28 protein-coding genes (1 of these 28 cut by a window edge) are annotated in these 26,509 nt (G+C 66.6%); 16 read left to right on the top strand and 12 right to left on the bottom strand.

All coding sequences use genetic code 11. The annotated features are described in order from the left end of the window. The 5 genes from N0D28_RS07185 to nrdR all read left to right on the top strand — a co-directional run. Positions 1–1,374: the 3' portion of a DEAD/DEAH box helicase gene (locus N0D28_RS07185; RefSeq protein ID WP_260561685.1), read on the top strand. The gene continues 1,236 nt to the left of window position 1, outside the view; only the last 1,374 of its 2,610 coding nucleotides appear in the window; the start codon falls outside the window, past its left edge; it ends in the stop codon at positions 1,372–1,374. A 234-nt stretch (positions 1,375–1,608) separates the two neighbouring features. Further along, positions 1,609–2,955, top strand: a complete 1,347-nt coding sequence (dnaB, locus tag N0D28_RS07180) for a replicative DNA helicase (RefSeq protein WP_260561684.1) — start codon at positions 1,609–1,611, stop codon at positions 2,953–2,955. Beyond that, positions 2,955–3,815 carry an NUDIX hydrolase gene (locus N0D28_RS07175; RefSeq protein ID WP_260561683.1) on the top strand — a complete coding sequence of 287 codons (861 nt, stop codon included), beginning with the start codon at positions 2,955–2,957 and terminating at the stop codon, positions 3,813–3,815. The genes dnaB and N0D28_RS07175 overlap by 1 nt, the downstream gene beginning before the upstream one ends. Positions 3,816–3,844: 29 nt before the next feature. Beyond that, positions 3,845–4,561, top strand: a complete 717-nt coding sequence (locus tag N0D28_RS07170) for an SDR family NAD(P)-dependent oxidoreductase (protein ID WP_260561853.1) — start codon at positions 3,845–3,847, stop codon at positions 4,559–4,561. After that, a complete protein-coding gene (gene nrdR, locus N0D28_RS07165; protein ID WP_260561682.1) occupies positions 4,558–5,004 on the top strand; it encodes a transcriptional regulator NrdR in 447 nt (148 codons plus the stop codon). The genes N0D28_RS07170 and nrdR overlap by 4 nt, the downstream gene beginning before the upstream one ends. A gap of 18 nt (positions 5,005–5,022) precedes the next feature. Here the strand turns inward: nrdR and N0D28_RS07160 are convergent, their stop codons facing one another. Further along, positions 5,023–5,652, bottom strand: coding sequence for a 1-acyl-sn-glycerol-3-phosphate acyltransferase (locus N0D28_RS07160; RefSeq protein ID WP_260561681.1), 630 nt, complete (start codon positions 5,650–5,652; stop codon positions 5,023–5,025). A 48-nt stretch (positions 5,653–5,700) separates the two neighbouring features. On the opposite strand from N0D28_RS07160, the gene N0D28_RS07155 reads away from it, so the two are divergent. Next, positions 5,701–5,928, top strand: coding sequence for a DUF3248 domain-containing protein (locus N0D28_RS07155; RefSeq protein ID WP_260561680.1), 228 nt, complete (start codon positions 5,701–5,703; stop codon positions 5,926–5,928). A gap of 27 nt (positions 5,929–5,955) precedes the next feature. Beyond that, positions 5,956–6,429 (top strand): DUF3809 domain-containing protein, encoded by a 474-nt coding sequence (locus N0D28_RS07150; RefSeq protein WP_260561679.1) that lies wholly within the window; start codon positions 5,956–5,958, stop codon positions 6,427–6,429. Here the strand turns inward: N0D28_RS07150 and N0D28_RS07145 are convergent. Then, complete coding sequence (locus tag N0D28_RS07145) at positions 6,426–7,376, bottom strand: NUDIX domain-containing protein (RefSeq protein ID WP_260561678.1); 951 nt, start codon at positions 7,374–7,376, stop codon at positions 6,426–6,428. The two genes, N0D28_RS07150 and N0D28_RS07145, sit on opposite strands and share 4 nt — an antisense overlap. A 72-nt stretch (positions 7,377–7,448) precedes the next feature. On the opposite strand from N0D28_RS07145, the gene N0D28_RS07140 reads away from it, so the two are divergent. Continuing rightward, positions 7,449–8,714: an aminotransferase class I/II-fold pyridoxal phosphate-dependent enzyme gene (locus tag N0D28_RS07140; RefSeq protein WP_260561677.1), complete on the top strand. Its 1,266-nt coding sequence runs from the start codon at positions 7,449–7,451 to the stop codon at positions 8,712–8,714. A gap of 38 nt (positions 8,715–8,752) precedes the next feature. Here N0D28_RS07140 and N0D28_RS07135 read toward each other — a convergent pair whose 3' ends face one another. Next, the gene (locus N0D28_RS07135) at positions 8,753–9,535 is read right to left on the bottom strand and encodes a glucose 1-dehydrogenase (protein WP_260561676.1); all 783 of its coding nucleotides are present in this window, start codon (positions 9,533–9,535) and stop codon (positions 8,753–8,755) included. A gap of 259 nt (positions 9,536–9,794) precedes the next feature. Here N0D28_RS07135 and N0D28_RS07130 point away from each other — a divergent pair, with 259 nt between their 5' ends. The 3 genes from N0D28_RS07130 to N0D28_RS07120 are packed head-to-tail and all read left to right on the top strand — an operon-like array spanning position 9,795 to position 11,948. Then, entirely contained in the window at positions 9,795–10,712 is a 918-nt protein-coding gene (locus N0D28_RS07130; RefSeq protein WP_260561675.1) for an FAD:protein FMN transferase, read from the top strand. A 22-nt stretch (positions 10,713–10,734) separates the two neighbouring features. Continuing rightward, positions 10,735–11,316 (top strand): DUF2271 domain-containing protein, encoded by a 582-nt coding sequence (locus N0D28_RS07125; RefSeq protein WP_260561674.1) that lies wholly within the window; start codon positions 10,735–10,737, stop codon positions 11,314–11,316. Continuing rightward, the gene (locus N0D28_RS07120; RefSeq protein WP_260561673.1) at positions 11,313–11,948 is read left to right on the top strand and encodes a PepSY-associated TM helix domain-containing protein; all 636 of its coding nucleotides are present in this window, start codon (positions 11,313–11,315) and stop codon (positions 11,946–11,948) included. Before N0D28_RS07125 ends, N0D28_RS07120 begins: the two co-directional genes overlap by 4 nt. 398 nt (positions 11,949–12,346) lie before the next feature. On the opposite strand, the gene N0D28_RS07115 is transcribed toward N0D28_RS07120, so the two are convergent. The 3 genes from N0D28_RS07115 to N0D28_RS07105 all read right to left on the bottom strand — a co-directional run bounded on the left by N0D28_RS07115 (position 12,347) and on the right by N0D28_RS07105 (position 15,639). After that, positions 12,347–13,042: a hypothetical protein gene (locus N0D28_RS07115; RefSeq protein ID WP_260561672.1), complete on the bottom strand. Its 696-nt coding sequence runs from the start codon at positions 13,040–13,042 to the stop codon at positions 12,347–12,349. Beyond that, complete coding sequence (gatB, locus tag N0D28_RS07110) at positions 13,035–14,477, bottom strand: Asp-tRNA(Asn)/Glu-tRNA(Gln) amidotransferase subunit GatB (RefSeq protein WP_260561671.1); 1,443 nt, start codon at positions 14,475–14,477, stop codon at positions 13,035–13,037. Before gatB ends, N0D28_RS07115 begins: the two co-directional genes overlap by 8 nt. A 124-nt stretch (positions 14,478–14,601) precedes the next feature. Further along, the gene (locus N0D28_RS07105) at positions 14,602–15,639 is read right to left on the bottom strand and encodes a YpdA family putative bacillithiol disulfide reductase (RefSeq protein ID WP_260561670.1); all 1,038 of its coding nucleotides are present in this window, start codon (positions 15,637–15,639) and stop codon (positions 14,602–14,604) included. Positions 15,640–15,742: 103 nt separating this feature from the next. Between N0D28_RS07105 and N0D28_RS07100 the strand changes: the two genes are divergently transcribed. The 4 genes from N0D28_RS07100 to N0D28_RS07085 all read left to right on the top strand — a co-directional run bounded on the left by N0D28_RS07100 (position 15,743) and on the right by N0D28_RS07085 (position 19,029). Beyond that, positions 15,743–15,976: a hypothetical protein gene (locus N0D28_RS07100; protein ID WP_260561669.1), complete on the top strand. Its 234-nt coding sequence runs from the start codon at positions 15,743–15,745 to the stop codon at positions 15,974–15,976. A gap of 254 nt (positions 15,977–16,230) precedes the next feature. Continuing rightward, positions 16,231–16,788 carry a precorrin-2 dehydrogenase/sirohydrochlorin ferrochelatase family protein gene (locus N0D28_RS07095; protein ID WP_260561668.1) on the top strand — a complete coding sequence of 186 codons (558 nt, stop codon included), beginning with the start codon at positions 16,231–16,233 and terminating at the stop codon, positions 16,786–16,788. Beyond that, positions 16,785–17,861, top strand: a complete 1,077-nt coding sequence (gene hemA / locus N0D28_RS07090) for a glutamyl-tRNA reductase (protein WP_260561667.1) — start codon at positions 16,785–16,787, stop codon at positions 17,859–17,861. The genes N0D28_RS07095 and hemA overlap by 4 nt, the downstream gene beginning before the upstream one ends. A 52-nt stretch (positions 17,862–17,913) precedes the next feature. Continuing rightward, entirely contained in the window at positions 17,914–19,029 is a 1,116-nt protein-coding gene (locus tag N0D28_RS07085) for a DUF418 domain-containing protein (RefSeq protein ID WP_260561666.1), read from the top strand. Here N0D28_RS07085 and N0D28_RS07080 read toward each other — a convergent pair. The 6 genes from N0D28_RS07080 to topA all read right to left on the bottom strand — a co-directional run bounded on the left by N0D28_RS07080 (position 19,001) and on the right by topA (position 25,723). Further along, on the bottom strand, positions 19,001–19,885 hold the full coding sequence (locus N0D28_RS07080) for a phosphotransferase (RefSeq protein ID WP_260561665.1): 885 nt from the start codon (positions 19,883–19,885) through the stop codon (positions 19,001–19,003). The genes N0D28_RS07085 and N0D28_RS07080 overlap by 29 nt on opposite strands. Beyond that, a complete protein-coding gene (locus N0D28_RS07075; protein ID WP_260561664.1) occupies positions 19,882–20,802 on the bottom strand; it encodes a complex I NDUFA9 subunit family protein in 921 nt (306 codons plus the stop codon). The genes N0D28_RS07080 and N0D28_RS07075 overlap by 4 nt, the downstream gene beginning before the upstream one ends. After that, entirely contained in the window at positions 20,799–21,452 is a 654-nt protein-coding gene (locus tag N0D28_RS07070; RefSeq protein ID WP_260561663.1) for a Crp/Fnr family transcriptional regulator, read from the bottom strand. Before N0D28_RS07070 ends, N0D28_RS07075 begins: the two co-directional genes overlap by 4 nt. Next, complete coding sequence (locus tag N0D28_RS07065; RefSeq protein ID WP_260561662.1) at positions 21,449–22,405, bottom strand: MerR family transcriptional regulator; 957 nt, start codon at positions 22,403–22,405, stop codon at positions 21,449–21,451. The genes N0D28_RS07070 and N0D28_RS07065 overlap by 4 nt, the downstream gene beginning before the upstream one ends. A 72-nt stretch (positions 22,406–22,477) precedes the next feature. Beyond that, a complete protein-coding gene (locus N0D28_RS07060; RefSeq protein ID WP_260561661.1) occupies positions 22,478–22,780 on the bottom strand; it encodes a hypothetical protein in 303 nt (100 codons plus the stop codon). A gap of 6 nt (positions 22,781–22,786) precedes the next feature. Further along, positions 22,787–25,723, bottom strand: coding sequence for a type I DNA topoisomerase (gene topA, locus N0D28_RS07055; protein WP_260561660.1), 2,937 nt, complete (start codon positions 25,721–25,723; stop codon positions 22,787–22,789). A 151-nt stretch (positions 25,724–25,874) separates the two neighbouring features. On the opposite strand from topA, the gene N0D28_RS07050 reads away from it, so the two are divergent. Beyond that, positions 25,875–26,471, top strand: a complete 597-nt coding sequence (locus N0D28_RS07050) for a YdcF family protein (protein ID WP_260561659.1) — start codon at positions 25,875–25,877, stop codon at positions 26,469–26,471. Positions 26,472–26,509 lie beyond the last annotated feature (38 nt).

Genomic DNA, 26,509 nt, shown 5'->3' with positions numbered 1-26,509 from the left:
GAGAAGGCGGTGGTGGAGGCCAGCAACCCTTACCTCGCACCGCGCCACAAAGAACGCGAGCAGGAGGAACTGTATCTGGCGGGTCTGGGCGACTTCGCGCCGACCAGCAAGTACTGGAACCTGCGCGGCGAGGGCAGCGCCAAATTCGTGGTGATTGAGGAGAGCGAGTGGGACAAACACGGCCCCAGGGCACTCGCCGCACCGCTGGAAAGCCCCAGCCACCACTACGCTTTGATCGAGAAGCACGAGGAAGCGGTGTTCACGCTCGACGGGCAGGGCTACAAAGTCAAGCGGTGGCTGCCCACCTCGGAGGCCACCGCCATTCTGGTGGAGAAATACGACAACCAGCACACCTTCACGCGCGGCCTGCACGCCACTCTGATAACGCCACGCGAGATGAGCGCCTGGCAGACGCGCGGGGCGCTGGCCTACCGTTTCGGCACGGTGACGATTCAGCGCCAGTACAGCGGCTACACCCTGATGCGCGAGGTCTTCGAGCGGGCGTGCAGCGGCTGTGACCGTGAGCCGGGCCTCAGCGAGCGCACCTGCCGCCACTGCGGAGGCCGCATTCAGGACAAGATGCAGGCCAACAAACTCAGCGAGCACCTCTACGAGACGCCCACCCAGACCACGCCGTTTCAGACTACCGCCATCGAGCTGGGCATCGACGCCCGCGCCACCGAGCAGCCCAGCGCGGTGGCGCACACCCTCAAGCACCTGCTGCAAAAGCTGATTCCCGAGCGGGTGGCCTGCGACGAGGGCGACGTGGCGGGTGTGTTCCGGGAACACAACGACAACTATTTCTTTCTCTATGACGACTGGCGCGGCGGTCTGGGCGTGGCGCGGCGGGCCTACGAGCAGCTCGACGACCTGCTGCACCGGGCGCTGGAGCTGTGCCGCAAATCCTGCTGTCAGAAAGGCTGCTTCGAGTGCACCTCGGTCAGCCGCTGCTTCTCGCCGTTTCTGGCCAGCGGCGAGCGTCGCCCCACCGACAAGGCCGCCACCCGCGCCTATCTGGAAACGCTGCTGAACGTGCCTGCGCTGGCAACGGACGCCTTCGAGCCGGAAGTCGCGCCGCCGCCCGCTGCCAGCGGGTCCAGCCACTCCTGGGCGGCCCAGGCCAGGGAGCTGCTCGACCTGCACGGATTGTCGTTGCCAGAAGTCAGCGCCCGACTCAGCATTCCCAGCCGCGACATTCAGCGGGCGGTGGCCAAGACCAATCCGCTGCGGCTGCGGCATGCCAAATTCGGCGACGGGGTGTTTACTCAGGGCTTCCACCAGGGCGACAAGCGCGAGGTGCTGGTGTACTTTCCGGGCGTGGGACAGAAACGGCTAATTCTGAAATACGCTGGGCTGGTGGTGGTGGACAGTTAACGGGGCTGGATGCCTGAAGGGGAAGGTTCGGCAGTCAGACCCTCCTCGGGCCGCCCCGCCGGACTTTTGCTATGATCACTCTCAGGTCAGGCCAGGAAAGCTGCTTTCCACGCCAGACGGGACTTCTCCGTCCCACATTCCAACCATTCCCGCCCACACGTCGCCCGCGTTTTCCCGGCGCTCCGTGCTGGCGCGTGCAGGCCCTGTTTGCTGGGCCAGGCAAAAAAGGCTCCTATGGAACTGACTCCCCGCGTGCCCCCGCACAACAACGACGCCGAAATCAGCGTGCTGGGCAGTATTCTGCTCGAAAACGATGTGCTGATCCAGATTTCCGACACCCTCTCGCCCGAGATGTTTTACCGGGAAGGCCACCGCAAGATCTTCGCCGCCATGCGCAATTTGCAGGACCGCAGCGAACCAGTGGACCTGGTGACGCTCAGTGACGAGCTGACCAAACGCGGCACGCTCGACGACGTGGGCGGCCTGACTTACCTGATCGGACTGTCGGACCAGGTGCCGACCTCGGCCTACGCCGAGCACTACGCCCGGCTGGTGCAGGAAAAGCACACCCTGCGCCAGCTCATCTCAGCCAGCGCCCAGGCCATGAAGCTGGCCTACGACGGTCAGTTGCCGCTCGAAGATCTGCTCGACAAGGCTGAGAAGATGATCTTCGAGGTGGCCGAGCAGAAGAAAAAAGGCGAGCAGTACCAGGCCATGAGCGAGGTGGTGCAGGACACCTTCGAGTACATCACGCTGCTGCACAGCAATAAAGGCATTCCCGATGGCGTGGCCAGCGGATTTCGCGACCTCGACGACCAGATTTCGGGATTGCAGAAGGGCAGTCTGAACGTGCTGGCGGCCAGGCCGAGCATGGGAAAAACGGCCTTCGCCCTCTCTATCGCCCAGAACGTCGCCCTGCGCGGCGAGAAAACGGTGGCCGTCTTCAGCCTGGAGATGCCCAGCGTGCAGCTCGCCCTCAGAATGCTGTGTTCAGAAGCGCGGGTCGATATGAACCGTATCCGCAGTGGGCAGCTCAACGAGCGCGACTTCGAGCGACTGGCCCACGCCGCCGGGCGGCTGGCCGAGGCCCCGATGATCATCGACGACGAGCCGGACCTGACCGTCAACGCCCTCAGAAGCAAACTCAGGCGCATTCAGGCGCAGCACGGTAACCTGGGGCTGGTCATCATCGATTACCTGCAACTGATGTCGGGCAACAAGAGTGGCAGCGGCGGCAACGAGAACCGCCAGCAGGAGATCAGCCTGATCTCGCGCAGTCTCAAGAGCATCGCCCGCGAGCTGGAAGTGCCGGTGATGGTCCTCTCGCAGCTCTCGCGCGCGGTGGAGCAGCGGCCCAACCACAGACCGATGCTTTCAGATCTGCGTGAGAGCGGAGCGATCGAGCAGGACGCCGACATCGTGATGTTCATTTACAGAGACGAGTACTACAACAAGGAAACCGACCAGCAGGGCATCGCCGAGATCATCATCGGCAAGCAGCGCAACGGCCCGGTCGGCACTGTCAAACTCCAATTTCACAGCTCCCACGTGCGCTTCAACGACCTGGCAGGAGAAAGCTGATGCCCGAAACTGACCCCAAGGGCCAGGCCCCCACCGCCCGCACCCCATCCACCACTCCGCAACCGGCCCAGCAACAGGTCGGCCAGCCAAAAATTGCCCAGCCGAAACCGACCCAGGCCAAACCTGCCCAGTCCGGCGATCAGCCCACCAGCCGCAGCCGCAGCCGCCACCGGGGCCGCAACAACCGGCGCAAGAACGACGCACCCGGCCAGATCAGTCAGGGCCGCAGGGGCGAGGTGACGCCGCCGGTGACCGCGCCGCCCTCCAGGGGCCGCAACAAGCGCCCGCTGGCCGAGCCGCGCATCGGCGTGGGCTGCATCGTGATGCGCGGCGACGAGGTGTTGATCGTGCGCGAACGGGGCCGCTGGAGCCTGCCCAAAGGCGGCCTGGAAGTCGGTGAGCTGCTTCAGGAGGGAGCGCGGCGCGAGACCTACGAGGAAACGGGACTCATCGTGGAGTTGCGCGAACTGGCCTTTCTGGTGGAGTTTCAGGCCGAAACCTGGGGCCACCACCTGCAATTCTTCTACGTGGGCCGTGAGGTGGGCGGCACGCTGGGGCCGCGCGACCCGGACAGGGACGTGCAGGAAGCCAAGTTCGTCTCGGTGCGCCACCTGCGCGAATACCTGCGCTTTCGCCCGCGCCTGGTGGCGCTGGAAGCCTGGCTACGTGACCGGCGGCCCAAGCACTTTGTCTTCGATCTCGACAAGGAACCGGCCATGCTCAAGAAGCGCAGCCGGGTGCAGAGCGCAGCCCCCCCGACCCACCGGGGTGCGGACAGCAAGGCGCAGCTCAGAGAATCGCCGGACCTGGAACGCCTGACCTTCGAGGCTCCCTTCGACGACGAGGACGAGTTGCCGTGAAGTTCGCCGCTGACGTGTCGCCGCACCCGGTGAGCTATTCTGAAGGGGTGGACACCCAACGCCTCGCAGGCCAGGTGATCGCTGTGACCAGCGGCGACCAGGGGTATGGCCGGGCCGTCAGCAGTGCCCTGGCGCGGGCCGGGGCCAGCGTGGTGCTGATCGGCAGCAATCCCGAGACGCTCTCGGCGCACGCCAGCCAGATCGAGCATGCGGGCGGCACAGCCATTCCGCTTAAGGCCGACGTGGGCGTGACCCTCGACTGGCTCAGCGCCCAGAGCCGGATGCTGGAGATTTTCGGGGTGCTGCACGGCATCGTGCATCTGGCCGACAAACGGGCGCATGCCAACTTCACCATGCTCAGCGAAAACGAGTGGATGGATCTGTTCAACTGCAATGTCAAGAGCAGCGTCATGATTGCCCAGATCATTCAGCGGCGCTTGCCCGGCACCTGGCTGACCCTGGTCGGGCCGCACCTCGACGAGCTGGGACTGCAAGCCTATCCTCAGCGCGGCGCACTGCGCGGTCTGGTCGAGCGGGCCGAGGCCGAGGAGCTGAGGCTCAATATGGTGCTGCCCAGCCGCGCCAGCAGCAACGAGGGCAGAGCCGACGCACCTCTCTCCGAGGCGGTACTGACCCTGGCCCTGCCGGAGCTGCACCACCTGCGCGGCAACGTCATCGAGGTGCCGCTGCCGCCCGCACCAAAGTACCGTGACCAGATCCGCGAAAATCTGCTGAGAAGCTCTTGAAGTGCCCCTACTGCGGCGCGGCCGACAGCAAGGTGGTCAACTCGCGCGGCGGTGACGACGGCGCGGCCATTCGCCGCCGCCGCGAGTGCCTGAGCTGCGCGCGGCGCTTCACGACCTACGAGCGCGCCCAGCTCGAACCGCTGATGGTCGTCAAGCGCGGCGGGCTGAGGCAGGCGTTCAATCCTGACAAGCTGCTGCGCGGGCTGAGACTGGCCAGCGAGAAGCGCCCCATTCCGGAAGCAACCCTACGGGCCTTTGCCTACGGCTTCGAGGACGAGGTCGGCGCGCCAGAAATCGAGAGCGGTGAGATCGGCAAGCGGGCCATGAACTTTCTGCGTCCCCTCGACGACGTGGCCTACATCCGTTTTGCCAGCGTCTACCGAGAGTTCGACAGTCTGGAGCGCTTTATCGAGGAGATTCAGGGACTGAAAGACCAGGAATGAAGCGTTCAGGTGTGAACATCACATCCGCTCCTTGACTCCCTCCACTGCGCCCAGGCTGGCCCGAATCGGGGTGGCCTTCTGCAGGTGCCTGCCCACCACGCCCGCGTAGGCAGCCCGAATCTTCTCGTAATCGGCCTCGATGTCGCCGCTGGGCGTCAGATAGGCCAGCACGCCCACCCGTTTGCGTTTCCAGTCAAAGGCGATCAGGGCAATCGGCACGTCCGCCGCCTGGGCCATGTGGTAAAAGCCGCTCTTCCACACCTCGGCACGCTCGCGGGTGCCCTCAGGCGCAAGGCCCAGCACGATCTCCGGCTGCTCGGCAATCAGCGCGGCCACCGCGTCCACGAAGTTGCCCCCGGCTTTGCGCCGGTCCACTGATACGCCCCCCCAGGCGCGCAGCAGCGGCCCCAGCGGAAAGCGGAAGAGGCTGTGCTTGGCGACGAACTTCAGCGGCGTGCCGGTGGCCCAGGCCCACAGCAGCGCAGGCAGCAGATCCCAGTTGCTGGTGTGCGGATAGGCAATGCCGATCAGCTTGCTTCCGGGCACGGGGGGCAGCAGCGCTGTCCAGCCGCCCAGCCGCAGCAGCGACGCGGCCAGTTTCGAGCGCCAGGTGGCCGGGCGGTTCATCCAGCGGGGAGTCGTCGTCACGCGGCGAGTATAGGGACCAGGGCGTTTCGGGCGCATTACAATACACCCATGACTGGCTCCTCGACTCCCGAACTCGCATCCCAGCTCGAAGCGCTCGGCGGGCAACTGGTGTGGCGCATCGGGAAGGACGATGCCAACGACGCGGTGGTGGTGCGCCTCGGCTACGCTTCAGCCACACCGCGCTTCGCCCACCTGCCCCGGCTGCGCAGCGCCAGCGACGACGATCTAAGTGACGCTTTGGCCAAAGGCGCAGTGGTGATCGAATGGGTGGACTGACTTGAGCCGCGTGGGCGCTTTCCGGCAATGATCATCGAAGCCGACCAGCCGTTCAGCTTGCCCGCGCCCGGCGATTCGGCGGCGGCGCTGGCCTTCGTGCGCGATCCGGCCCGCTCACTCTCGCAGGTGCGCTTTCTGCGCGAGCTGTCGGTGAGCGCCGCCGAGGTGCGCGGGGTGCTGGCGGTCTCGCTGCCAATGCTCGGTGAGGTCACCCTGCCATTTTTCAGCGTGCTGGAAGAAACCGAGCGGGGCGCACGCCTCCTACCACAGATGATCGAACATGAACGGGCCTGGCTGGAAGTGGCGGGCGAGGGCCAGCTCAGCGGCGCGGCGCTGGACTACTCGTTCGTCTTTCGCGCCCACCTCGGTTTGCCCGCCGCCGAGAAGTGGGGCGGCGCAGCCTTTGAGAAGATGGTGCAGGCGGCGGCCTCGCGGACCCTGGCGCGGGTGGCGCGCGAACTGCCCAGGGCGGTGGCAGCGGCGCTGGCAGACAGCAGTTAAGCCCAGTCGCTCAGATTGGCCCGAATCAGAGGCCCGCTCAGCCCGTGTTCGGGCGGCAGGTCGGCGGGGGCGAACCAGGCCGCCTCCGTGACTTCACCGGCCTGCAACTTCAGCTCACCGCCCAAAAACTGCGCCTCGAAAAGCTGGGACACGTTGTCCACCACGTCGCCGTGCGGATAGGTGAAGCGGTACTGCGGCCCGATGTATAGCCTCAGCGGCCTGAGTTCGTCTACCCTGACTCCGGCCTCCTCCTTCAGCTCTCGCCGGGCGACCTGCTCAAAGGTCTCGCCGAGTTCCATGCTGCCGCCCGGCAGCGCCCACAGGCCATTGTGCGCCTGCCGGACCAGCAGCACCCGCCCTTCCCCGTCTCGCAGCAGCACATTCGCGCCGGGAGCGAACAGAGGACGCGGCCCGACGAGCGCCCGCAACTCGCGCATGTGTTCACCTACAGGTGGGAGTGGCGAGGGCTCCAGCGGCAGTGGCGGCAGGCCCACCTCGGCCCGCAACAGGCTGAGTGTCTGCTTGTTGACGTTGGCACTGATGGTCGGCAACCCATTCAGCCCAAACCAGCCCAGCGCCAGGGTTTCGCCGTCGTCGTCGGGCACGGCGTGCTCCAAGGAAGCAGCGCTCAGGCGGCCCCGGCACAGCCCGCCCACGAAGTACACCTGATCGCCGTTGGGGTAGCGGTGGTACAGATGCGCCCCGCTGAGCGCCTGCCAGAAGGCCAGCGGCGTGTCCAGGCCGGTTTCCTCGTTCAGCTCGCGGCGGGCGGCTTCCTCAAACGTTTCGCCGGGTTCCAGGCCGCCGCCCGGCAACCCCCACAGACCGTCGTCACCCCGGCGCTGGAGCAGTACCCGCCCGGTTTCGTCCTGCACGACGCTACTGGCCCCGACGCTGAACAGGGGTCTTGGGCCGACGACGGCGCGCAGTTCGGAGAGGTACGACACGCCCGGAACTATACACACCGCAGCTATACACCGCCGCTCCCTGAACAACCCCGCCGCGTTAGCATCGAAGGCATGAGTGACGCTTTCCGTGACCTGCCACCCGAACTGAGCACCGACCTCGCCTACGACACGCTGGCTGTCCACACCGGCATCGAGCGCGGCACCGGGGTGGGCGTGGGCCTCCCCATACAGCAGATGGCGGCCTTTCAGTTTGACAGTCTGGACGCCGCCGCCGAGGAGTTTCAGACCAATACGGGCAGCAGCTACGCGCGCATTCAAAATCCGACGACGAAGGCCCTCGAAGCCCGCGTCACCGCGCTGGAAGGCGGAACCGACACGGTCTGCCTCAGCAGCGGGCAGGCGGCCAGCTTCACCGCCATGCTCAGCGCCTGCCGGGCCGGGGACCACATCGTGGCGACCAGCAGCTTGTTCGGCGGCTCGGTGGGACTGCTGGGCAATGTGCTGCCGCTGATGGGCATCACGGCGACCCTGGTGGCCAACACGCCCGACGCCGTGCGCGCCGCCATGCAGCCCAACACCCGCCTCGTCTGGGCCGAGACCATCGGCAACCCCGCCGCTGACGTGGCCGATCTATCGGCGTTCTCGGACATTGCCCACGCGCAGGGAGCCCTGCTGGGTGTGGACAACACCTGGGGCGGGGTGGGGCTGCTGTGCCGCCCGCTCGATTTCGGGGCCGATATGGTGACGCACAGCCTGACCAAATGGGCCAGCGGGCACGGCTCGGTACTGGGCGGAAGCGTCACGGTGGGTACGGCCCACGACCTGAGCCGCAACCCCATTTACACGGACGGTGCGCCGAGTCTGCTGGCAGCGCGGGGCGCGGGCGCACTGGCCTGGCGGCAGCGCTGGTTCGGCGCTTCGCAGCTCGGCATGGTACTGCCGCCTCAGAGCGCGTACCTGATCGCACTGGGCCTGGAAACCCTGTCTTTGCGATTGACCCGTGAGTGCGAGACGACGCTGGCTCTGGCCGAAATTCTGAATGCGCACGCGGGGGTGGGCCGGGTCAACTATCCGGGGCTATCGAGCAGCGAACATCACGACCTGGCCCAGCGCTACCTCAGCGGCGGCTTCGGCGCAGTGATGTCGTTCGAGGTGGCCGATCCTGCCGCGTTCCTGTCACGCCTCAAAGTCATCCGAATGGCTCCCAACCTGGGCGACACCCGTACCCTGGTCGTGCATCCCTGGACCACCACCCACGGACGGATGCCCGAGGCTGCCCGCCGCGCCGCTGGTGTGACCCCGCAGAGTATCCGCATGAGCGTGGGCGTCGAAGCGCTGGCCGATTTGCAGGCCGATCTGATGCAGGCACTGAGTTAGCCTGATCCGGGTGGTTCGGTTGCATTGACCTGCTCGGGTCAGCCCCCGTGCGCGAACTCCGGATAATCGGTCATCGCGCCGTCCACGTACACGGTGGTGCCGGTCACGTAACTGGCCTGCTCGGAGCACAGAAACACCACCATATTGGCAATGTCCGAGGTTTCGCCCATGCGGCCCAGCGGAATCTTGGTCAGCAGATCGGCCAGCGAGGTGGGATTGCTCCAGACCGCCTGGTTAATCGGTGTGCGGACCGCGCCGGGAGCCAGCGCCAGCACCCGGACCCCGTGCGGGGCGGCTTCCTGGGCCAGCGTCTTCATCAGCATTTCCTCGCCGCCCTTGCTGGCCGCGTAGGCGCTGTAACCGCTCCAGGCGATCTTTTCGTGAACGCTGGTGATGTTGACGACGACCCCGCCCCGCTGCGGCACCATCCGCTTGAGGGCCTGCTGAGCGCACAAAAAGGCCCCGAACAGGTTGATCCGGATGACCTGAAGCCAGGCAACCGGGTCGGCGTCCCAGCTCAGGGTGTGCGCACCGTCAATGCCCGCGTTGTTGACCAGAAGGTCGAGGCCGCCGTAGCGGGCGTCAATCTGCTCGAACATGGCGGCCACCTGCGCCGGGTCGCTCACATCGGCCAGCACCGTGAACGCCTCGCCGCCCGCTGCGGTAATGTCGGCGGCGATCTTGTCGGCGGCTTCCGGGTGCGAGACATAGTTGATGACGACCCGCGCTCCGGCGGCGGCCAGTCCCCGCACCACCGCTTCCCCGATTCCCGAATTGGCCCCGGTCACCAGGGCACGCCGACCTTGCAAAGTGATGTTCATGGCCCTCAGCTTGTGACGGGCCGGGGTGAGAAACAGTCGAGCCGCCGGGGCGTTCATTTATCCTGGGCAGTCCTCTAGCCGCGCTCCATCTGACCCTGACATGGATAGACGAAGCTTGAATGTTTGTCGAGGCCGCAATACAGATAGCAGTGCTGATGAACATGGACCAATGCCCTCGGGGCACCCGCTGCCCTCACACGCAGAAACCATATCCACTCCACGAACAATCTTCACAAACCCCCGCCAGACTGGGCAGGTCATGAAGTGGCCTTCCCTCCCCACCCGTCCCAGACGCCGACTGCGCCGCCTTGAAGGCGTGCTGGGCACGGCACTGGAAGTGCAACTGCTGGGCGACACCGCGACGTGCCTGGACGCTGCCGAGCGCGCCCTGCTGGCCGAACTCGACCGGCTGGAACTCATTTTCAGCCGCTTTCTGCCGGACAGCGAACTCAACCGCCTGCAAGCCAGGCCCGGCCAGCCTGTGCAGGTGTCGCCCGACCTCGCCGCACTGCTGGACCAGGCCCAGCATTTCATGACCCTGACCGGCAGCGCATTTCACCCGGCCTCCGACACCCTCGCGAAGTTGTGGGCCTCCGGTGAGCCGGAACCGGGCGAACTGGGCCGGGTGCTGGAGCAGATGCGACGCCCGCTCTGGACCCTGGACGGCGACCAGGTCACGCTCCACACCGACCTGGGCCTCAACTTCAATGCCCACGCCAAGGGCCACATCACCGACCAGGCAGCGCAGGCAGCCTTCGAGTCGCCTGGTGTGCGCGAGGTGGTGCTCAACATCGGCGGCGACGTGCGCCACATCGGGCGAAAGACGGTCCAGGTGGGTGTGGAAGCGCCCGGCGAGTTGGCTGACAACCGCGAACCGCTGCTGTTCGTGAGAATCCAGAATCAGGCCGTTGCCACCAGTGGGCACGCCCACCGGGGCGCACACCTGTTCGACCCACACACCGGACAACCCACCGCCGCCGCCCGCGCCGTTTCGGTGCTGGCTCCCACCTGTGCTGAGGCCGACGCCCTCTCGACGGCCTTCTGCGTGCTGCAACCAGACGAGAGCCTGGCGATGGCCGACGCGCTACCGGGCGTCGGTGTGCTGATCCTGGGCGGCCTGCAGCCGCGCAGCAACGCCTTCTGGCAGCACCACCAATTGCCCTTAACCCCCCTTTAACCCTCACGGAGGAAGATCACCCATGCCCAATCCCCTCAACCGCCGCCGTTTTCTGGAACACGCCCTCAAAGCCTCCGCCGCCCTGGCAGCCACCCTGGCCCTGCCCCGGCTCAACCTGGCTGACGCCCAGGGAGCCGTCAAGAGTGCCACCCTGCCCAGCAGCATGGAACTGGCCGTCAACCTGGAACTGGCGCAGGCCAGCGGATTCCGCTACAACCGCCCCTACGTCGCCGTCTACATCGAGGACGCCAAGGGCAACCCGGTACGGACCCTCAGCCTGTGGGCCGAAACCAGTCGGCACGCCCGCTACATCAGCGAGTTGCGGCGCTGGTTTTCCGAGAGCAGTGCCCTGGTCGCCACCGTGTCCAGCCCCACGCGCAACCCCGGTAAGTACACCCTGGTCTGGGACGGCAAGACCGACCAGAAGGTCCAGGCCCCGCAGGGCGATTACTTCGTGTGCGTGGAGGTGGCCCGCGAGCATGGCCCCTACGGACTGGTGCGCGAGAAGGTCACGCTGGGCACATCTGCCCTCAAAAAGACCCTCGACAGCAGCGTGAACCCCGATCTGAGCAGCGTCAGCGTGGACTACCGCAAGAAGGCATGACCCAGGACACCAGCCCCGCAGCAGCGGCCACCCGCCCGGTCCTGCGCCAACGCCCCGTCAGGGCCAGGCTCAACGTCTGGCTGAGATGGCTGCACACCTACATCTCGATGTTCAGCTTGCTGCTGATTCTCTTTTTTGCGGCCACCGGGGTCACGCTCAACCACCCCAACTGGACCTTCGGCGGCGTGGAAAAGCACCAGCAGCTCAGCGGAACGCTGCCCGCCGGGTGGATTCAAAGGAGCCAGCCCGACGCCCTCAAGATCGCCGAGTTTTTGCGGGCCAAATACGGCCTACACGGCAGCGCCGACGACTTTCAGTACAGCGGCGGCGTGGGCGGCCTGAGCTTTCGCGCGCCCGGCTACAGCGCCGACGTGCAGTTTGATCAGGGTGGGAAGTATTCGGTCAATGTGGACGCTCAGGGTGCGCTGGCCATCGCCAACGATTTTCACAAGGGCCGCGACTCGGGCGGAGCTTGGAGCTGGGTCATCGACGTGTCGGGCGTCTTTCTGGTCGTCGTGGCGCTCACCGGGCTGGGCCTCATGCTGTTCTTGAAAAAAGTCCGCACGGCGTCGCTGATCGGCATCGTGGTGGGCGGGCTGGTGATGGGCTACCTGATGTGGCGGGCGATGTAGGGAGGGACGAAGCCGTAGCAGCCGGAGCGTGCCAAAAGCGTTCCGGCTGTTTTCGTTGGCAATCGGAGAGTAGAACGTTGCGCTCTCTCCTCCCCCAGCGGGCAGGCGTCCTCAAGGGCGTCCGTTCTGCCCAAGAAGTCCCCTCCCCGGTGGGGAGTGGGAGCAGGTCGCTCTCCCACGGAGCTGTACCAGTCCGCTCGGGATGGAGCTTCCCGCGTCCTGGTAGGCCACCCGCGCCGACTTTCCAGACTGTGGAACAGTCAGGGAGTGGGCGCTGTGCCGAAGACTTGCCCAGCCAGCCGAGATGGAAGGCAGTCTACGTTTCCGGTTTTTCTGCTCCTATCACACTCGGGGGGGAGGGATCAGAACGATTGCCCCTGGTCCGTCCCGTCCACACTTCAATTTCGCTGCTGAGTCAGCTCCCCTGACTCCTGAACTGGCATGACCTGCACAGCGCGCAGGGCCAGCAGGGTTGCCAGCACATCCAAGACGCCCAGTCCGGCCCAGATGAGCTGATCGGTGAGGGCGGGCGCAGGCAGGAAGCCGGTGGGCGGCCAGACATTCATGACGGTCATACCCACGCTGAGGGCCGCCGAGAGGTTGAGCCAGGTCAGCAGCCGGGCGCGGCCCGCCGCATCGCTGGGGGTGGCAAACAGGGCCGCGCTGATGGTATAGACCGCCAGGCCGCCCACGATGCCGCCGCCCCAGACCAGAAACAGCACCAGCACCGCCAGCGGGTTGGCCGTATCACCCGCGCCGCCCAGCAGGGCCAGCGAGGTCAGCAGCCACATGGCGGCCCGCAACGCAATCAGCCAGGGGTAGACGGCCCGGAAGACGCGCAGTCGCGGGTCGGGAACCCCCAGCTGTGCCTGTCCTGGCTGTGCGCCACGCAAGAAGTCGCCCAGTAAAGCGGTCCAGAGGCCCAGGCTGATGGTCGCCAGCACCACGTCGAGCGAGTTGAGCAGCAGGTCCGCGCCGCTGCTGCCCAGCGCCTGATAGATGCCGTAAGCGATCAGGGCCACCACCTGCACCCACAGCGCGACCAGTGCGGCGCGGCGGACTGCCGCAGGGTTCAGAAGCGCAGCCTCATACACCCAGTTTCTGCTGCAAGAGCTGCCGCACCACGTCGGGCCGGGCCTGACCACCCAACGCCTTCATGACCGGGCCGAACAGGGCATTCATGGCCTTGGTGTTGCCCGCCTGCACCTTGGTGACAGTGGCGGGGTCGGCCTGCATGGCGGCGTCGATGGCCGCCTCGATCGCCGCCGTGTCGGTCACGACAGCCAGGCCGCGTGCCTTGACCAGTTCCGCCGGGTCCTCCCCAGCCATCACGTCCGGCAGCAGGTCTTTGGCCATCTTACCGCTGATGGTTCCAGCGTCGATCAGTTTCACCAGTGCCGCCAGATGGGCCGGTGTCAGGGCACTGTCACTCAGGCTCTGCTCGCGGGCGGCCAGCGACCCGGCCACATCGGTCAGCAGCCAGTTGGTCAGCTTCTGGGCATCGAGCGGTTGGGCGTCTGCCCCTGACTTGAGCGCCTCGTCCAGAAAGCGGCTGAGGGCCGCGTCCATGCTCAGCGTCTCGGCATCGACGGCGCGAATCCCGGCCACCAGATAGCGCTCCCGCTTCTGGGCAGGGAGTTCGGGCATCCGAGCCCGCACGGCGGCGATCATCTCCGGGGTGATGTTGAGGGGGGGCAGATCGGGTTCGGGGAAGTAGCGGTAATCGGCCTCACCCTCCTTGGTCCGCATCACGAAGGTCTTCTGGCCGCCCTCATCCCAGCCCATGGTGTCCTGGGTGATGGTGCCGCCCGTGTCAAGCACCCGCGCCTGCCGGGAGATCTCGTATTCGAGCGACTTCTGCACGCTGCGAAACGAGTTGAGGTTCTTGACTTCCACCTTGGTGCCCCAGGGCTCGCCCTCTTTGTGCAGGCTCACGTTCACGTCGCAGCGCATCTGGCCCTCTTCGGGGTTGGCTTCCGACACGCCGAGCGCCTGGGCGATCGCCCGGATCTGGGTCAGGAAATCACGGGCCTGTTCGGGGGTGGTCAGGTCGGCTTCCGTCACCATCTCGATCAGCGGCATTCCGGCACGGTTGAGATCGAGCAGGCTGTAGGGCGCGTAGGCCGGGTGCATCAGCTTGCCCGCGTCGTCTTCGAGGTGGGCGCGGTTGATGCGGATGCGCTGGCCGCCCACATCCAATGCGCCGTCCCGCGCAATCGGGCGGTCATACTGCGAGAGCTGGAAATTCTTGGGCGCGTCAGGGTAAAAGTAGTTCTTGCGGTGAAACTGGGTGAAGCCCGACACGTCGCAGCCCAGCGCCAACCCGAACATGATGGCCAGGTTGACCGCCTCACGGTTGAGGGTCGGCAGGGTGCCAGGCAGGCCCAATGTGAACGGGTCAATGAAGGTATTGGGGTCTTTGCCGAAGTAGTCGGTGCTGCACGCGCTGAAGATCTTGGTGCGGGTGTTGAGGTGCAGATGGACTTCCAGGCCGATGACAGGGAGGTAAGTGGTGCCGGGGCGGGACATGGGGAGGAGTATAAGGACTGGCCGGGGGCAAGCGCCGTAGCGGGGCGACCTAAACTCTGTTTACACCATATTGACCTGGCCCATCTCAGCGGCGTGAAACGGGCCGCTCCCCGTTACCTGTCACTCACACCAGCGCCGCTTCGCGCTCTTGCAACTGCCGCGCAATCTCGGCCACCGCCTGCTCGGCGTGGATGCGCCCATTCTCGATAAATACCTGATTGGTCTTGCCCGCGTAGCCCGCCGAACCCGCCACGAACAATCCCAGCACGCTGCTCTCGTGGGCCTCACTCAGCACCAGACACTGGTCCGGTTGGGTTACCAGATCCAGGTCTTCGAGGAAATCCAGCTTGGGACGGTAGCCGGTCAGGGCAAAGGTGAAATGGGTCGGCAACTTCTCCACAGTGCCGTCCCGGTGCTGCACCAGCACATATTCGGGGTGGATCTCGGCCACCTGCGATTCGAACACGGCCTTGATACTGCCTTCCTTGATGCGGTTTTCCAGATCGGGGCGCACCCAGTACTTGATGGTGCTCTTGAGTTCGGAGGCGCGGACCACCATCGTGACCTTCGCGCCGCTGCGCCACAGATCGAGGGCAGCGTCAGCGGCGCTGTTGCCCGCACCGATCACAGTCACGTTCAGCCGCCAGAAGGGGTGGCCCTCGGTGTAGTAGTGGCTCACATTCTCCGCGTCCTCGCCAGGAATGCCCAGGTGCAATGGGTTGTCGTAGTAGCCAGTGGCGACGATGACCCGGCGGGCCTCCACCACATCCATCTCGCCGCCCTCGCCCTCGACTTCCAGGGTGAACCCGGCAGGCGCGGCGTGCAGGCGTGTCACCTCGCTGTACTGGCGGATGTTGAGCTGCTCACGCTGCGCCACCAGGCGGTAGTACATCAGCGCGTCCTTGCGGTCAGGCTTGTCGTGCCCCGTCACCATCGGGTGATTGCCGATTTCCAGCTCCGGCGCGGTGGTGAAGAAAGTCATGTAGGTGGGGTAGTCGAAAATGGCGTTGACCACACAGCCCTTGTCCAGCACCACGTAACTGAGGCCCGCCCGCTTACAGGCGATGGCGGCGGCCAGACCCACCGGCCCCGCACCCACGATGGCGACATCGAAAAGGCCGTTTTGAAGGCCATGTTGAGAGAGCGTATCGTTCAAGTTCATCCAGAAATTGTGCCACGCCCGCTACGCTGCAACGGTGAGTTCGGCTTCCGGCAGCGTTGGGGAGAAGGCCATCTGACTGGGTGAAGGTGTGCTGAAATAGGGCATGGACCTCGACTCGCTGACCCCGGTGGATCACGCGCGGCGCTACGCTATTTTACTGGCCTCTTCGGTGGGAACCTTCGTCTTCATCGCGATCTGGATGGCGCTGGAGTGGAATTTCTTCGTGGCGGTGCTGATCGGCGTGGCAGTGGGCACGCTGGCCTTCTACCCGCTGCGCGCCGTGTCGCGGCTGCTGTTTCCGCCGCCGCGCCGGACCGTCAGACGGATCAAAAAGTGAATTGAGCCGGGGCTTCATCCAAATTGCGGATGGTTCCCTGAGCATCCCGACTGAAGAGAGAAGCAACAACCATGGGTTGCGCGGTAAAGGAATGGCGTGGTCAACCGCGTCCGTTGACGACGGTGGAGAACCCTCCGGCGCTTTCCCGGCTGTTTCGGAATTGAGGCCAACATGTATCAAACCCGCGCCAGCACGCATTTCTGACCGCTCGGTCGGGGACGTTGCGCCCTCTGGAGGCGGCCTATACTGCCCCAGTGAATCTGGCGGCCATACTCCATCTGGACAGCGAACCGGCGCTGATCGTGGGCGGCGGCCCGGTGGCCCTGCGCCGCGCCGTGACGCTGAAGACGGCGGGCCTGCGCGTGCGGGTCATTGCGCCCGACCTGTTACCCGAACTGCTGGCCCTGGGCTTCGACTGCTGTCAGCGGGCTTTCGAGCCTGCCGACCTGGCGGGAATGCGAATCGTCGTGGCCTGCACCAGCAGCCCAGTCGTCAACGCCGAGGTGACGCGGCTGGCCCTGGCCCTGGGCGCGCTGGTCAACCATGCGGGCGAGGCGGGCGCAGGCAACCTGCGCTTTCCGGCGGTGCTGGAGCGGGGCGGCGTGACGGTGGCGATCAGTACTGGCAGCGAGCTGCCGATGCTGGCCCAGGCCCTGCGCGAGAAGGTGGCGCTCAGCTTGCCGGAGGCGCTGCCACTGCCTGCCTGGACCGCCCAGCGCGACGCGGCCCTGAGTCTCGGCGCGGACGCACGGCAGGCAGCCATGAGCGATCTGCGTGCCGAGATCCGGGCCGCTGTGGGGCTGGGCGCATGAGCCTCGGCCTTCTCGATCTGGCCGTGGTCGGACTTAACCACACCACTGCACCCATCGCCGTGCGTGAGCGGGCCGCCGTGCGCGACGACGAGCGCGAAGCAGTCCTCTCGCACCTGCGCCGCCACGCCCGCGAGGTGATGCTGCTGGCGACCTGCAACCGCACCGAGGTCTACCTGGCGGGGATCGGCGGCGATCCGCTCTCGGCCTTCGAGGGCTCGTGGGGCCACCTGCTGCGCGAGTACCTGTATGTCTACCAGGGCGAGGCGGCGGCCCAGCACCTCTACAGGGTCTCGGCGGGCCTGGATAGCCTGGTCATCGGTGAGACTCAGATCCAGGGCCAGGTCAAGCGGGCCTGGCAGGACGCCTCGAAGCGAGGCGACACCGGGGCGCTGCTCAACAAGGCGGCCCAGGGCGCTCTGAGCGCAGGCAAGCGGGTGCGCTTCGAGACCGGTCTGTCCGACAAGGTGGTGAGCGTATCGAGCGCCGCCGTGGATTTGGCCCGGCAGCGGCTGGGAGATTTAACGGGCCGCACCGCCCTGATCGTGGGCGCGGGCGAGACCGCCGAGCTGACCCTGACCCACCTCAAGGCGGCGGGCGTGCAGGACATCATCGTGGTCAACCGCACCGCCGAGCGCGCCCAGCAACTGGCCGACAAACTCGGCGGGCGGGCCTGCGCCCACGAGTACCTGCAAGAGGTCTTGCCGGAAGCCGACGTCGTCATCGCGTCGAGTGCCGCGCCGCATTACGTGCTGGGCGCGTCCGGCGTGGACCTGGCCCTAAGCGCGCGCCCCGAGCGCCCGATGATGCTGATCGACATCAGCGTGCCGCGCATTCTCAACCCCGACATCGGGACGGTGCCGGGCGCACACCTCTTCAACCTCGACGACCTTCAGGGCGTGGTCAGCCGCAACCTGGCCTCGCGCCGCGCCGCGCTGCCGCAAGCCGGATTGATCGTGGAGGAAGCCGTGGCCGAGCTGGTGCGCTGGCAGGACTTCCGGCAGTCGCACGGGCTGCTGCGCCCGGCGGAACTCCGAATTACTCCGGCGGCTGAGTTGCTGGTGGCCTGCGACTGAGGCAAGACCCATTCAACCCGGCCCGACCAGCGCTCAGGCGTTACCTTGAGACATGTCCGCACCTCAATCCGTAAGCGGTCCCCGCGCCACCCCACCCGCCGAGCGTGCCCCGCTGCCCGACGTGCTGCGCGGCCTGGCGCTGCTGGGCATCCTGTGCGTCAATGCCCAGGACTTTGCCGGGTACGCCGAGTGGACCCAGCGCAGCGCGGACCGGGGCGCGCAGATCATCATTGATCTGCTGCTTAACGGCAAATTCATCAGCGTGTTCGCCATGTTGTTCGGGGCCGGGGCTTTCACCTTGCTGGAGCGGGGCGGCAAAAATTTATTGCTGCGGCGGCTGGCGGTACTGCTGCTGGTCGGCACGCTGCATTACGTGCTGGTCTGGCACGGTGACATCATCGGCAACTACGCCGTCGTCGGCGCGGCGCTGGTTTTGCTGGAGCGGGCGCGACCCCGGCTACTGGTGATCGTCGGGGCACTCTCGGGCGTCGGCTGGACGCTGGGATTTTTGGGGAGCGTCGGCAGTCTGGTCGGCCTGAGGCAGCTTCCGGCGGTGGTCTCGGCGGGGCAGACTTATCTGGACATTGCCTCGGCCCGCGTCCATCAGGTGCTGCCCGCGCTCAGCTCGGTGGTGGGCTTCGACGGCTTCTGGCTGCTGGCCCTGTTCTGCTTCGGCGGCGCGCTCTACCGCTCCGGGGTGCTGTGGTGGCCGCAGCAGCACCGCCCGGCCTTGATGTGGATGCTGACACTCGGCCTCGGCGGGGGGCTGCCGCTGAGCCTGCTGCTGGCCATATTCAACACCCAGGACAGCTACAGCGCCGAGGTGTGGGGCCTGCTGGCCCGGCTCGGCGGGGGCCTGGCCCTGGCGCTGGCCTACATCGGCGGGGTGGGCCTGTTGACCGCCTCGGGCAAGCTCGGCTGGCTGACGGCCTTCGCCGCCTCTGGCCGACTGGCCCTCAGCAATTATCTGGTTCAGTCGCTGATCATGACGACCCTTTTCTATCCGTATGGCCTGAACCTCTACGGACAGTGGGGAGCCTTGCCTGCCCTGCTGCTGGCACTATCGCTGGGACTGGCCCAGGTCTGGGTCTCGAACCTGTACCTGCGGCGCTTCTCTGCCGGGCCAGCCGAGTGGCTGATCAGGAAGCTGGTGTACGGCTGGAGGTGAGGGCGGCCCGGAGATAGCTCGCCGCCCGCCGCAGCCGTGACGGCTCCAGCACGGCGCGGCTGGCCCGGTGAAAGGCCAGCGGCACGGCCATCAGGCGGGCCTGGTTCTCCAGATTCGGCTGCCCATACCCGGCCAGAAATGCCGGGAGCCGCCGCCAGCCCCAGAAGTACGCGAACGAGGCCGCGTCCCAGCCAGGCGGCCCGGCCACTGCATCGCCGAAATCGAGCAGGCCGCTGAGCCGCCCAGCTTCAAAGTGCAGTTGCTCGCGGTGCAGGTCACTGTGGTTGATGACGGACGGCGCGTCGGCCAGGGCCAGCAGGTCGGCTTCCAACAAGCGGATGGGCCGCGCCAGATCGGGCGCGAAACGGATCAGCGGGTGACGCTTCAGCGGCGTCGTACCAAAGGGCCAGGCGTCGAGCAAGCGGGTCTGAATCCCCTCACGGAGCGCCGGGGCCACTGCGACGAACGGCCCGGCCTGATCGCGCAGCAGGCCCCAGCCCGACACCGGCAACGAGTGCAGCGCCGCCAGTGCTGCACCCACCTGCCGGGCCTGATCGCCGCTCAGCTCGCGGACGGCTGAGCCAGTGACGAGGGCGTCCAGACTCCAGCCCTCCCCCACCGCTCTCGGTGCGGCCACCGGCACGCCCAGCCGTACCAGGGCGCGGCGAAGTTCAGAGTCGACGACGAAGCGGCCCTGACCAATTCGCAGCACCGTTTCGCCGACCCGGTAAACCCGGCAGGTCGCGCCCGCTGCCAGAAACACCGGCTTATCCTTCAGGCCCAGGCGGCGGCCCAGCGCCAATAAGCCCAGCGCCGAGAAGACCAGCGCCGTCCCCTCGGCCTGCCCAGCGCTCATTTCTTCAACAGCTGCGGCAATTCCTTTTCCAGATTCAGCATCGGCAAGTCAAAAGCCCGGCGGGCCGGTTCAGGATCACCGGTACTACCTTCCAGCAGCATGGCGTACTGGTCTTTGGTGATCGGCGGGCTGGGCAGCAGGTTCATCAGCGGCACGGCCAGATTCATCAGCGGCAGCGGCACCGGCACAATCGGCTTGCGTTTGCCCAGCGCCGAGAGTTCGAGTTGCAGCAGTTCGCGGAAGGTGTACTCCGCCGGGCCGGTCAGCTCATAGGTCTGGCCCACCGTCTCGGGACGTTCCAGCGCGCCTGCGAAGGCGGCGGCCACATCCTGAATGCTGACCGGACGAAAGGGAAAATGTCCATCGCCGATCTGCGGCACGATGGGAGCCTGCGACACCAGATTTTTCAGCACGCGCCCGAAGAAGTCGTCGCCGGGGCCAAAGATCAGCGAGGGCTCGAAGATGGTATAGGCCACGCCGCTGGCCCGGACGAGTTGCTCAGCCTGCCCCTTGGTGGAGCTGTAGCCGCTCTTGCTGGACGGGTCCGCGCCCAAGGCGCTCATGTGCAGGTAGCGCGCTCCGGCAGGCAGGGCGGCCAGCACGTTGCGGGTGCCCTCGACATGCACCTTCCCGAAGGTCTGCGCGCCCTTCTCGGCGATAATCCCTACCAGATGAACGACGGCTCCCGGCTGCACATCGTCCACGGCAACCTGCATGCCTTCCCGGCTGGTCACGTCGGCCTTGACCCCTACCGCGCCGGGCAGTCCCTGGCCTTCGCGTGACCCGGCAAACACTGCGTAGCCGCGCCGGAGCAGTTCGGCAACCACCGCCCTGCCGACGAAGCCGGTGGCCCCGGTGACCAGCACCCGCAGGGCAGCAGACGACGACGAGGGCGCGGGCGGGTGCGGCTGGGTCATGAATGGGTCTCCTTGGAAGTGAGGTTGGAACCGGGTTCGCTTGAACTGACCAGCGCGCGCAGCCCGGCCAGGTTGGTGAGGGTGATGTGCCGGTAGCCAGTCTCGATCAGGCCCGCGCAGCGCAGCTCGGTAATGGCCTTACTGACCGACTCGCGGGTGCTGCCGCTGCCCTCAGCCAGCAGTTCGTGGGTGGCGCGCACGTACAGACGGTTCTCGGCGTCCTCGGCACCCAGCGGCGTATCGACCAGTTGCAGCAAATAACGCACCACCCGCAGGCGCAGATCACCCGACTGCAAGCTGACCTCGTGGTCGATGACCCGGCCCAGTTGCCTGCCCAGGCTGCGGGCCAGCGCCAGCACCGTGCTCTCAGGCAGACTCGCCGGATCGACCTGCACGATGCTGGAGCTGGTCAGGACCTCGGCGTGGTGGTGATAATGCCCACCGTTGAGCGCGTCCTCGCCGCAGTAGTCGCCGGGCAACACCAGCCGCAGGGTCATCAGACGGCCTCGCGGCGTCAGCTGGCTGAGCCGGATCAGCCCGGTCTCAATTCGGTAAAGGCCCTGTACCGGATCGTGCTGGCGAAAAAGGTAGGTGCCGCGCGAGTAGCGCTGACCGGCAAACCCGTGTCCATGACTGAGAGTCGCGTTCATGTTCGGCGCTCCTGGAATTTCAGCGCGTCCACAATGGTCCGGGCCGCCTGCACCGCGTCGGGTCCGGCCCACTGGCCCAGTTCGGCGGCGGCCTGGCGCTGAGCGTTGAGAATCTTGCCGCCCACGAACACCGGAATGTCCTGTCCCTGCACGTCGCGGCGCTGGAGCAAGGCTGCCTGAAGCGATTCCTGGGTGTTGATGCTGATGAGGATGGCCTGCGCCCCGACGCTGCGGGCATACACCACCAGATCGCCCAGCGGGGTATTGGCCCCCACGTACTGCACCTGCACGCCCAGACGCCGCAGCACCACACTGAGCATCAGCAGCCCGAGTTCGTGCTGCTCCTGCGGCCCGCAGGCGGCCACCACCGTCGGCCCGAAACGGCTGTGGCCCGCCGCATTCAGCAGCGCCGTCAGTTGAGCACGCAGGAAGGCGCTGGCCTGATGCTCGTGCGCCACGGTGATCTCGCCGCGCTCCCAGCGCTCACCAAGAATGCCCAGGGCAGGCTGGATGAGTTGCATCAGCACGCCCTCGATGTTGATGCGGGCCTGGGCCTCGGCCAGCAGCCGCTCGGCCCCGGCCAGATCCGATTTGATCAGAGCGTCCACCAGTGTCTGGGCAGCCAGCGGCGCACTCACCTCGGGGTGGCCTGAAGAAGGCGGAGCAACAAGCACAAGTGCCGGATCACCCGGCGTCTCGCCCAGCACGGCGAACTGCTGGCGGGCCAGTTCAGCGGCGCGACTCACCGGCACGCCCTCCTCGGTGCGCTGGCGCATGAACTCAATCAGGGCCACATCTCGCCGACTGTAAAGCCGGTAGCCGCTGGCGTTGCGCTGGGGATGCGGCAGGCCGTAGCGCCGCTCCCACTGCCGCAGGGTGGTGGCGGGCACGCCGGAGCGCGCCTCCACTTCACTGGCGGTGAACAGGCCGCTGGAATCTGCCGGGCACGTCATATCAACGGTCATTAGGGCATACCAGAGCGGCGGGGAACCGTATCATTGGGCGGAATGCGCCGGGGCCGGAGCTTACCCTTCCTCGCCGCCGACATGCAGCGCCGTGCAGTGGCGGCGGGCGGGCAGCAGGCGGTGGGCGAGCCGCAGGGTGCAGGCTTCGCCGGAACGCAGGTGCAGAAACGCGCCGTCGACAAAGTCGATCAGCAGTTCGCCCTCCAAGCAGATCACCGCACCGCCCGCCTCGCCCATATGCGCGCGCGTCAGGTACAGCGCCCGCAAACCGGTGCCGGGCAGCAAGACCGGCTGGTCCGGCGTGACCTTGGCCAGCCGCGTCAGGTGCAGCGCGGCGGGCGGCGTGGGCCGTGGGCCGGGCAAGGCTGATCAGCCCCGTGCCGCCTGGTTGAGTTTCTTGCTGGCCTGCAAGGCCATGCCCTTGGCCTTTTTCACGTCCAGGCCAAGCTGCGGGGCCACCGCCTCCACCTTCTCGCCGCGCTCACGGGTGGCCGTCACCAGTTCGCGCTCCTGGCTGCTCAGCACACCCAAGTGGGGCTTGAGTTGCGCCCAGGTGAGCGGCACGGACTTGGGCTTGGCAGCGGTTTTAGCTGTAGCGGTCTTGACGGTGGTTTTAGCAGCAGGCTTCCGAGCGGCGGTGGCCGCCGATGGCCTGGCCGCAACTTTTTTGCTGGGCTTTCTGGCCGCCGACTTCGCCGGTTTGGCACTGGCCGCCTTACTGCCCGTTCCTGCCGCCCCGCGCTTGCTCTTGGCTTCCTTCTTCTTCGGCTCCTTGCCGCGCTCCTCCAGAATGTTGCGGGCGTCCACATCATTGAGGCTGCCCTGGTTCTCGTCTTTGCGGAGGGTGGCGTTGCGCTCACCGTCAGTGAGGTAAGGGCCGAAGCGTCCACTCTTGAGCGTGATGGGGGCGCGGTCGGGGTACTCGTAACTCGCCAGCGGGGCCGCCGCCACGCCGCGCCCGCCCGCGAAGCGCGGCTGCATGAACAGCGCCTCGGCTTCCAGCATCGAGGTGGTAAAGAGCTGCTCAGGAATAGCGAGGCTGCGCGAGTCGTTGCCGCGCTTGAGATAGGGACCGTACTTGCCGTTGTGGGCCCAGATTTCCTCGCCTTCCGAAGTGCCCACCAAGCGCGGCAGCGAAAGCAGTTTGAGCGCCCGGTCCAGCCCGAGGGTCGCAAGATCGTCACTGGGAAACAGGCTGGCGGTACGCAGCGGCGGGTTCTCCTCGCCGATCTGGACATAGGGGCCGAATCTTCCGGCCCTGGCGACCACCGGCTTGCCCGAGCCGGGGTCCTTGCCGATGACCCGGTCCCCGCTGGGACGGCTGAGCAATTCCTCGGCCTTCTCCAGATCGAGTTCGTCGGGGGCCAGGTCCTCGGGAATGTTGCCCTTGGTTTCGCCGCGCGTCAGGTAGGGGCCGTACTTGCCCACCCGCACCTCGATGCCACTACCCGCGAGCTTGGGCACCTGAATGGTCGCCACCGCACGCGGATCGATGGTTTCCATCTGCGTCTCGATCATGGAGCGCAGCCCCATGCCGCCCCCCTCGCCCAGAAAGAAGGAGCGCAGGTACGGCCCGCGCTGCTGCCGCCCGCCTGCGATGTCGTCGAGGTCTTCCTCCATCCGGGCCGTGAAGTCGTAATCGACCAGGGTGCCGAAGTGCAGTTCCAGCAGCGCCGAGGTGGCGAAGGCCGTCCAGGTGGGAATCAGCGCCTGGCCCTTCTTGGCGGCGTAGCCCCGGTCCTGGATGGTGCCCAGAATGCTGGCGTAGGTGCTGGGCCGCCCGATGCCCGCGCCTTCCAGCGACTGCACCAGGCTGGCCTCGGTGTAGCGGGCCGGGGGCTGGGTTTCGTGGCCCGACGGCGCGGGGTCGGCGGCGATAACCTGCTCGCCTTCCTTGAGAGGCGGCAAGATCGTTTCGCGGTCTTCCAGGGCGGCCAGCGGATCGTCGCGGCCCTCCACATAGGCGCGCAGGAAGCCGGGGAAGTCGATCGAGCGGCCCGAGGCGCTCAGCAGCGCTTCGCGGCCGTCAGTGGCCTTGCCGCCGAGGCGCACCTGCATCCGGCGTCCGCGCGCGTCGGCCATCTGCGAGGCCACCGTGCGTTTCCAGATCAAATCGTAGAGTCGCCATTCGTCGCCGCCGAGTTCGGCTTTCAAGCTGTCGGGCGTGCGAAAGGCGTTGCCCGCCGGACGAATCGCCTCGTGGGCCTCCTGGGCGTTCTTGGCTTTCTTGGTGTAACTGCGCGGCTGGGCGGGCAGGTAGGCGTCGCCGTAGAGCGACTTCACCTGACTGCGGGCGGCGCTGATGGCCTCGGCGCTGAGGGTGGTGCTGTCGGTGCGCATATAGGTGATGAACCCGCTCTCGTAGAGCTTCTGGGCTGCCCGCATGGTGCGCTGAGCGCCGAAGCCCAGCTTGCGGCTGCCCTCCTGCTGGAGCGTCGAGGTGATGAAGGGGGCGTAAGGCTTCTGGGTAAAGGGCTTTTCCTCAGCAGACAGCACCGTGAAGGGCTGCTCCTTGAGGGCCTCGGCCAGGGCGCGGGCCGATTCCTCATGAAGCCGCAACACCTCGTTCTCTTTTTTGAGCTGCCCAGTCAATGGGTCGAAGTCGCGGCCCTGGGCCAGACGCACGCCCTGCACTTCCAGCAGCCGGGTCGGGAACGGTTCGCCCGCGCCGGTCACGCAGCCCACCTCGATATCCCACCACTGCCCGGCCAGAAAGCGCATCCGCTCGCGCTCGCGCTCGACCAGCATCCGGGTCGCCACGCTCTGCACCCGGCCTGCCGAGAGCTTGGGAGCCACCTTGCGCCACAGCACCGGGCTGACCTCGTAGCCGTAGAGCCTATCCAGGGCGCGGCGGGTTTCCTGGGCTTCGACGAGGTTGCTGTCGATCTGGCGCGGATGGGCAATCGCGGCCTGAATGGCGTCCTTGGTGATCTCGTGAAAGACCATCCGCTTGACGACGCCCTTGGGTTTGAGTTCCTGAAACAGGTGCCAGGCGATGCTCTCGCCCTCGCGGTCATCGTCGGTGGCCAGAATGACCTCGTCGGCCTGCTGGGCCAGCTTGCGCAGGTAGGCGACGTGCGCTTTCTTGTCGGGCGACACCACATAGAGCGGCTTGAAGTCGTCCTCGATGTTGAGCCCCAGACGCGCCCAGGCTTCACCTTTATACTTCTCGGGAATCTCGGCGGCGCTCTTCGGTAGGTCGCGGATATGCCCGATGGACGACTCGACGGTGTAGCCCTTGCCGAGGTACTTGGCGATGGTTTTGGCTTTGGCGGGGCTTTCGACGATGATCAGGGTATTGGACATGGGGTTCCAGTGCGGGCCGGGAAAAGCAGGAGAAGGGAAGTCATTTGGGATGCACTGTATTACACAGCCCCCGGTTGGCAAGGTCATCAGCCTAACCGAAGAAGCCTGAGCGGTCTCTCACATGAATCCGGCAGCCGCTAGACTGGCCCGCGTGCGCCGACTGCCGAACCTTCCCCTGCTGGCCCTGCTGGGCGCTGTGCTGCTCGCCCTGACGGGCTTGGCGGCCTCGGCCTCACCCCTGCCCGCGCCGCCCAACCCAGACCAGCCCGCGCCCACCCTGCTGGTGCTGGGCGCGTCGCAGCTCGGCGGACAGCCCGGCCCGGCCTTCCGGCAGCGGCTCGACCACGCCCTGAAGCTCTACCGGCAAGGCGGCGTGACCCGGATCATCGTTTCGGGCGGCGTCGGGCTGGGCGACCTGTTCAGCGAGGGCGAGATCGGGGTGCGCTACCTGCGCGGCCAGGGTGTGCCGGTGGGCGCGCTGCGGGCCGAGGAGCAGAGCCGCACCACCTTCCAGAACCTGCGCAACAGCCGCCCACTAATACCGGGGGCTGTGACGCTGGTCACCGACAGCGTGCACGCCCGCCGCGCCGTGTCGCTCGCCCGCGCCGGGGGACTGAAGGCCGACGTCAGCAGCACCCTGATCCGGCCCGCGCCGCGCTACCTGCTGCGCGAGTCGCTGGCGCTGCTGGCCTGGCGGCTGCTGGGCTATACCGGCGGGCGCGGCGAGGAGCGTGGGCTGGGCATCTAGCCCCCGCGCACCGCCCCAGGAGTCATCATGTAAGCTGG

It is taken from the genome of Deinococcus rubellus (genome assembly GCF_025244745.1).
GTDB lineage: Bacteria > Deinococcota > Deinococci > Deinococcales > Deinococcaceae > Deinococcus > Deinococcus rubellus.
The sequence above is the reverse complement of the archived record's forward strand: the minus strand, read 5'-3'. Positions and strand labels throughout refer to the sequence as shown.

Coding starts and splice junctions, on each gene's coding strand:
- dnaB (WP_260561684.1), top strand. CDS start 1,609: ATGGAACTGACTCCCCGCGTGCCCCCGCACAACAACGACGCCGAAATC.
- N0D28_RS07175 (WP_260561683.1), top strand. CDS start 2,955: ATGCCCGAAACTGACCCCAAGGGCCAGGCCCCCACCGCCCGCACCCCA.
- N0D28_RS07155 (WP_260561680.1), top strand. CDS start 5,701: ATGACTGGCTCCTCGACTCCCGAACTCGCATCCCAGCTCGAAGCGCTC.
- N0D28_RS07150 (WP_260561679.1), top strand. CDS start 5,956: ATGATCATCGAAGCCGACCAGCCGTTCAGCTTGCCCGCGCCCGGCGAT.
- N0D28_RS07140 (WP_260561677.1), top strand. CDS start 7,449: ATGAGTGACGCTTTCCGTGACCTGCCACCCGAACTGAGCACCGACCTC.
- N0D28_RS07135 (WP_260561676.1), bottom strand. CDS start 9,535: ATGAACATCACTTTGCAAGGTCGGCGTGCCCTGGTGACCGGGGCCAAT.
- N0D28_RS07130 (WP_260561675.1), top strand. CDS start 9,795: ATGAAGTGGCCTTCCCTCCCCACCCGTCCCAGACGCCGACTGCGCCGC.
- N0D28_RS07125 (WP_260561674.1), top strand. CDS start 10,735: ATGCCCAATCCCCTCAACCGCCGCCGTTTTCTGGAACACGCCCTCAAA.
- N0D28_RS07120 (WP_260561673.1), top strand. CDS start 11,313: ATGACCCAGGACACCAGCCCCGCAGCAGCGGCCACCCGCCCGGTCCTG.
- gatB (WP_260561671.1), bottom strand. CDS start 14,477: ATGTCCCGCCCCGGCACCACTTACCTCCCTGTCATCGGCCTGGAAGTC.
- N0D28_RS07105 (WP_260561670.1), bottom strand. CDS start 15,639: ATGAACTTGAACGATACGCTCTCTCAACATGGCCTTCAAAACGGCCTT.
- N0D28_RS07100 (WP_260561669.1), top strand. CDS start 15,743: ATGGACCTCGACTCGCTGACCCCGGTGGATCACGCGCGGCGCTACGCT.
- hemA (WP_260561667.1), top strand. CDS start 16,785: ATGAGCCTCGGCCTTCTCGATCTGGCCGTGGTCGGACTTAACCACACC.
- N0D28_RS07085 (WP_260561666.1), top strand. CDS start 17,914: ATGTCCGCACCTCAATCCGTAAGCGGTCCCCGCGCCACCCCACCCGCC.
- N0D28_RS07080 (WP_260561665.1), bottom strand. CDS start 19,885: ATGAGCGCTGGGCAGGCCGAGGGGACGGCGCTGGTCTTCTCGGCGCTG.
- N0D28_RS07075 (WP_260561664.1), bottom strand. CDS start 20,802: ATGACCCAGCCGCACCCGCCCGCGCCCTCGTCGTCGTCTGCTGCCCTG.
- N0D28_RS07070 (WP_260561663.1), bottom strand. CDS start 21,452: ATGAACGCGACTCTCAGTCATGGACACGGGTTTGCCGGTCAGCGCTAC.
- N0D28_RS07065 (WP_260561662.1), bottom strand. CDS start 22,405: ATGACGTGCCCGGCAGATTCCAGCGGCCTGTTCACCGCCAGTGAAGTG.
- topA (WP_260561660.1), bottom strand. CDS start 25,723: ATGTCCAATACCCTGATCATCGTCGAAAGCCCCGCCAAAGCCAAAACC.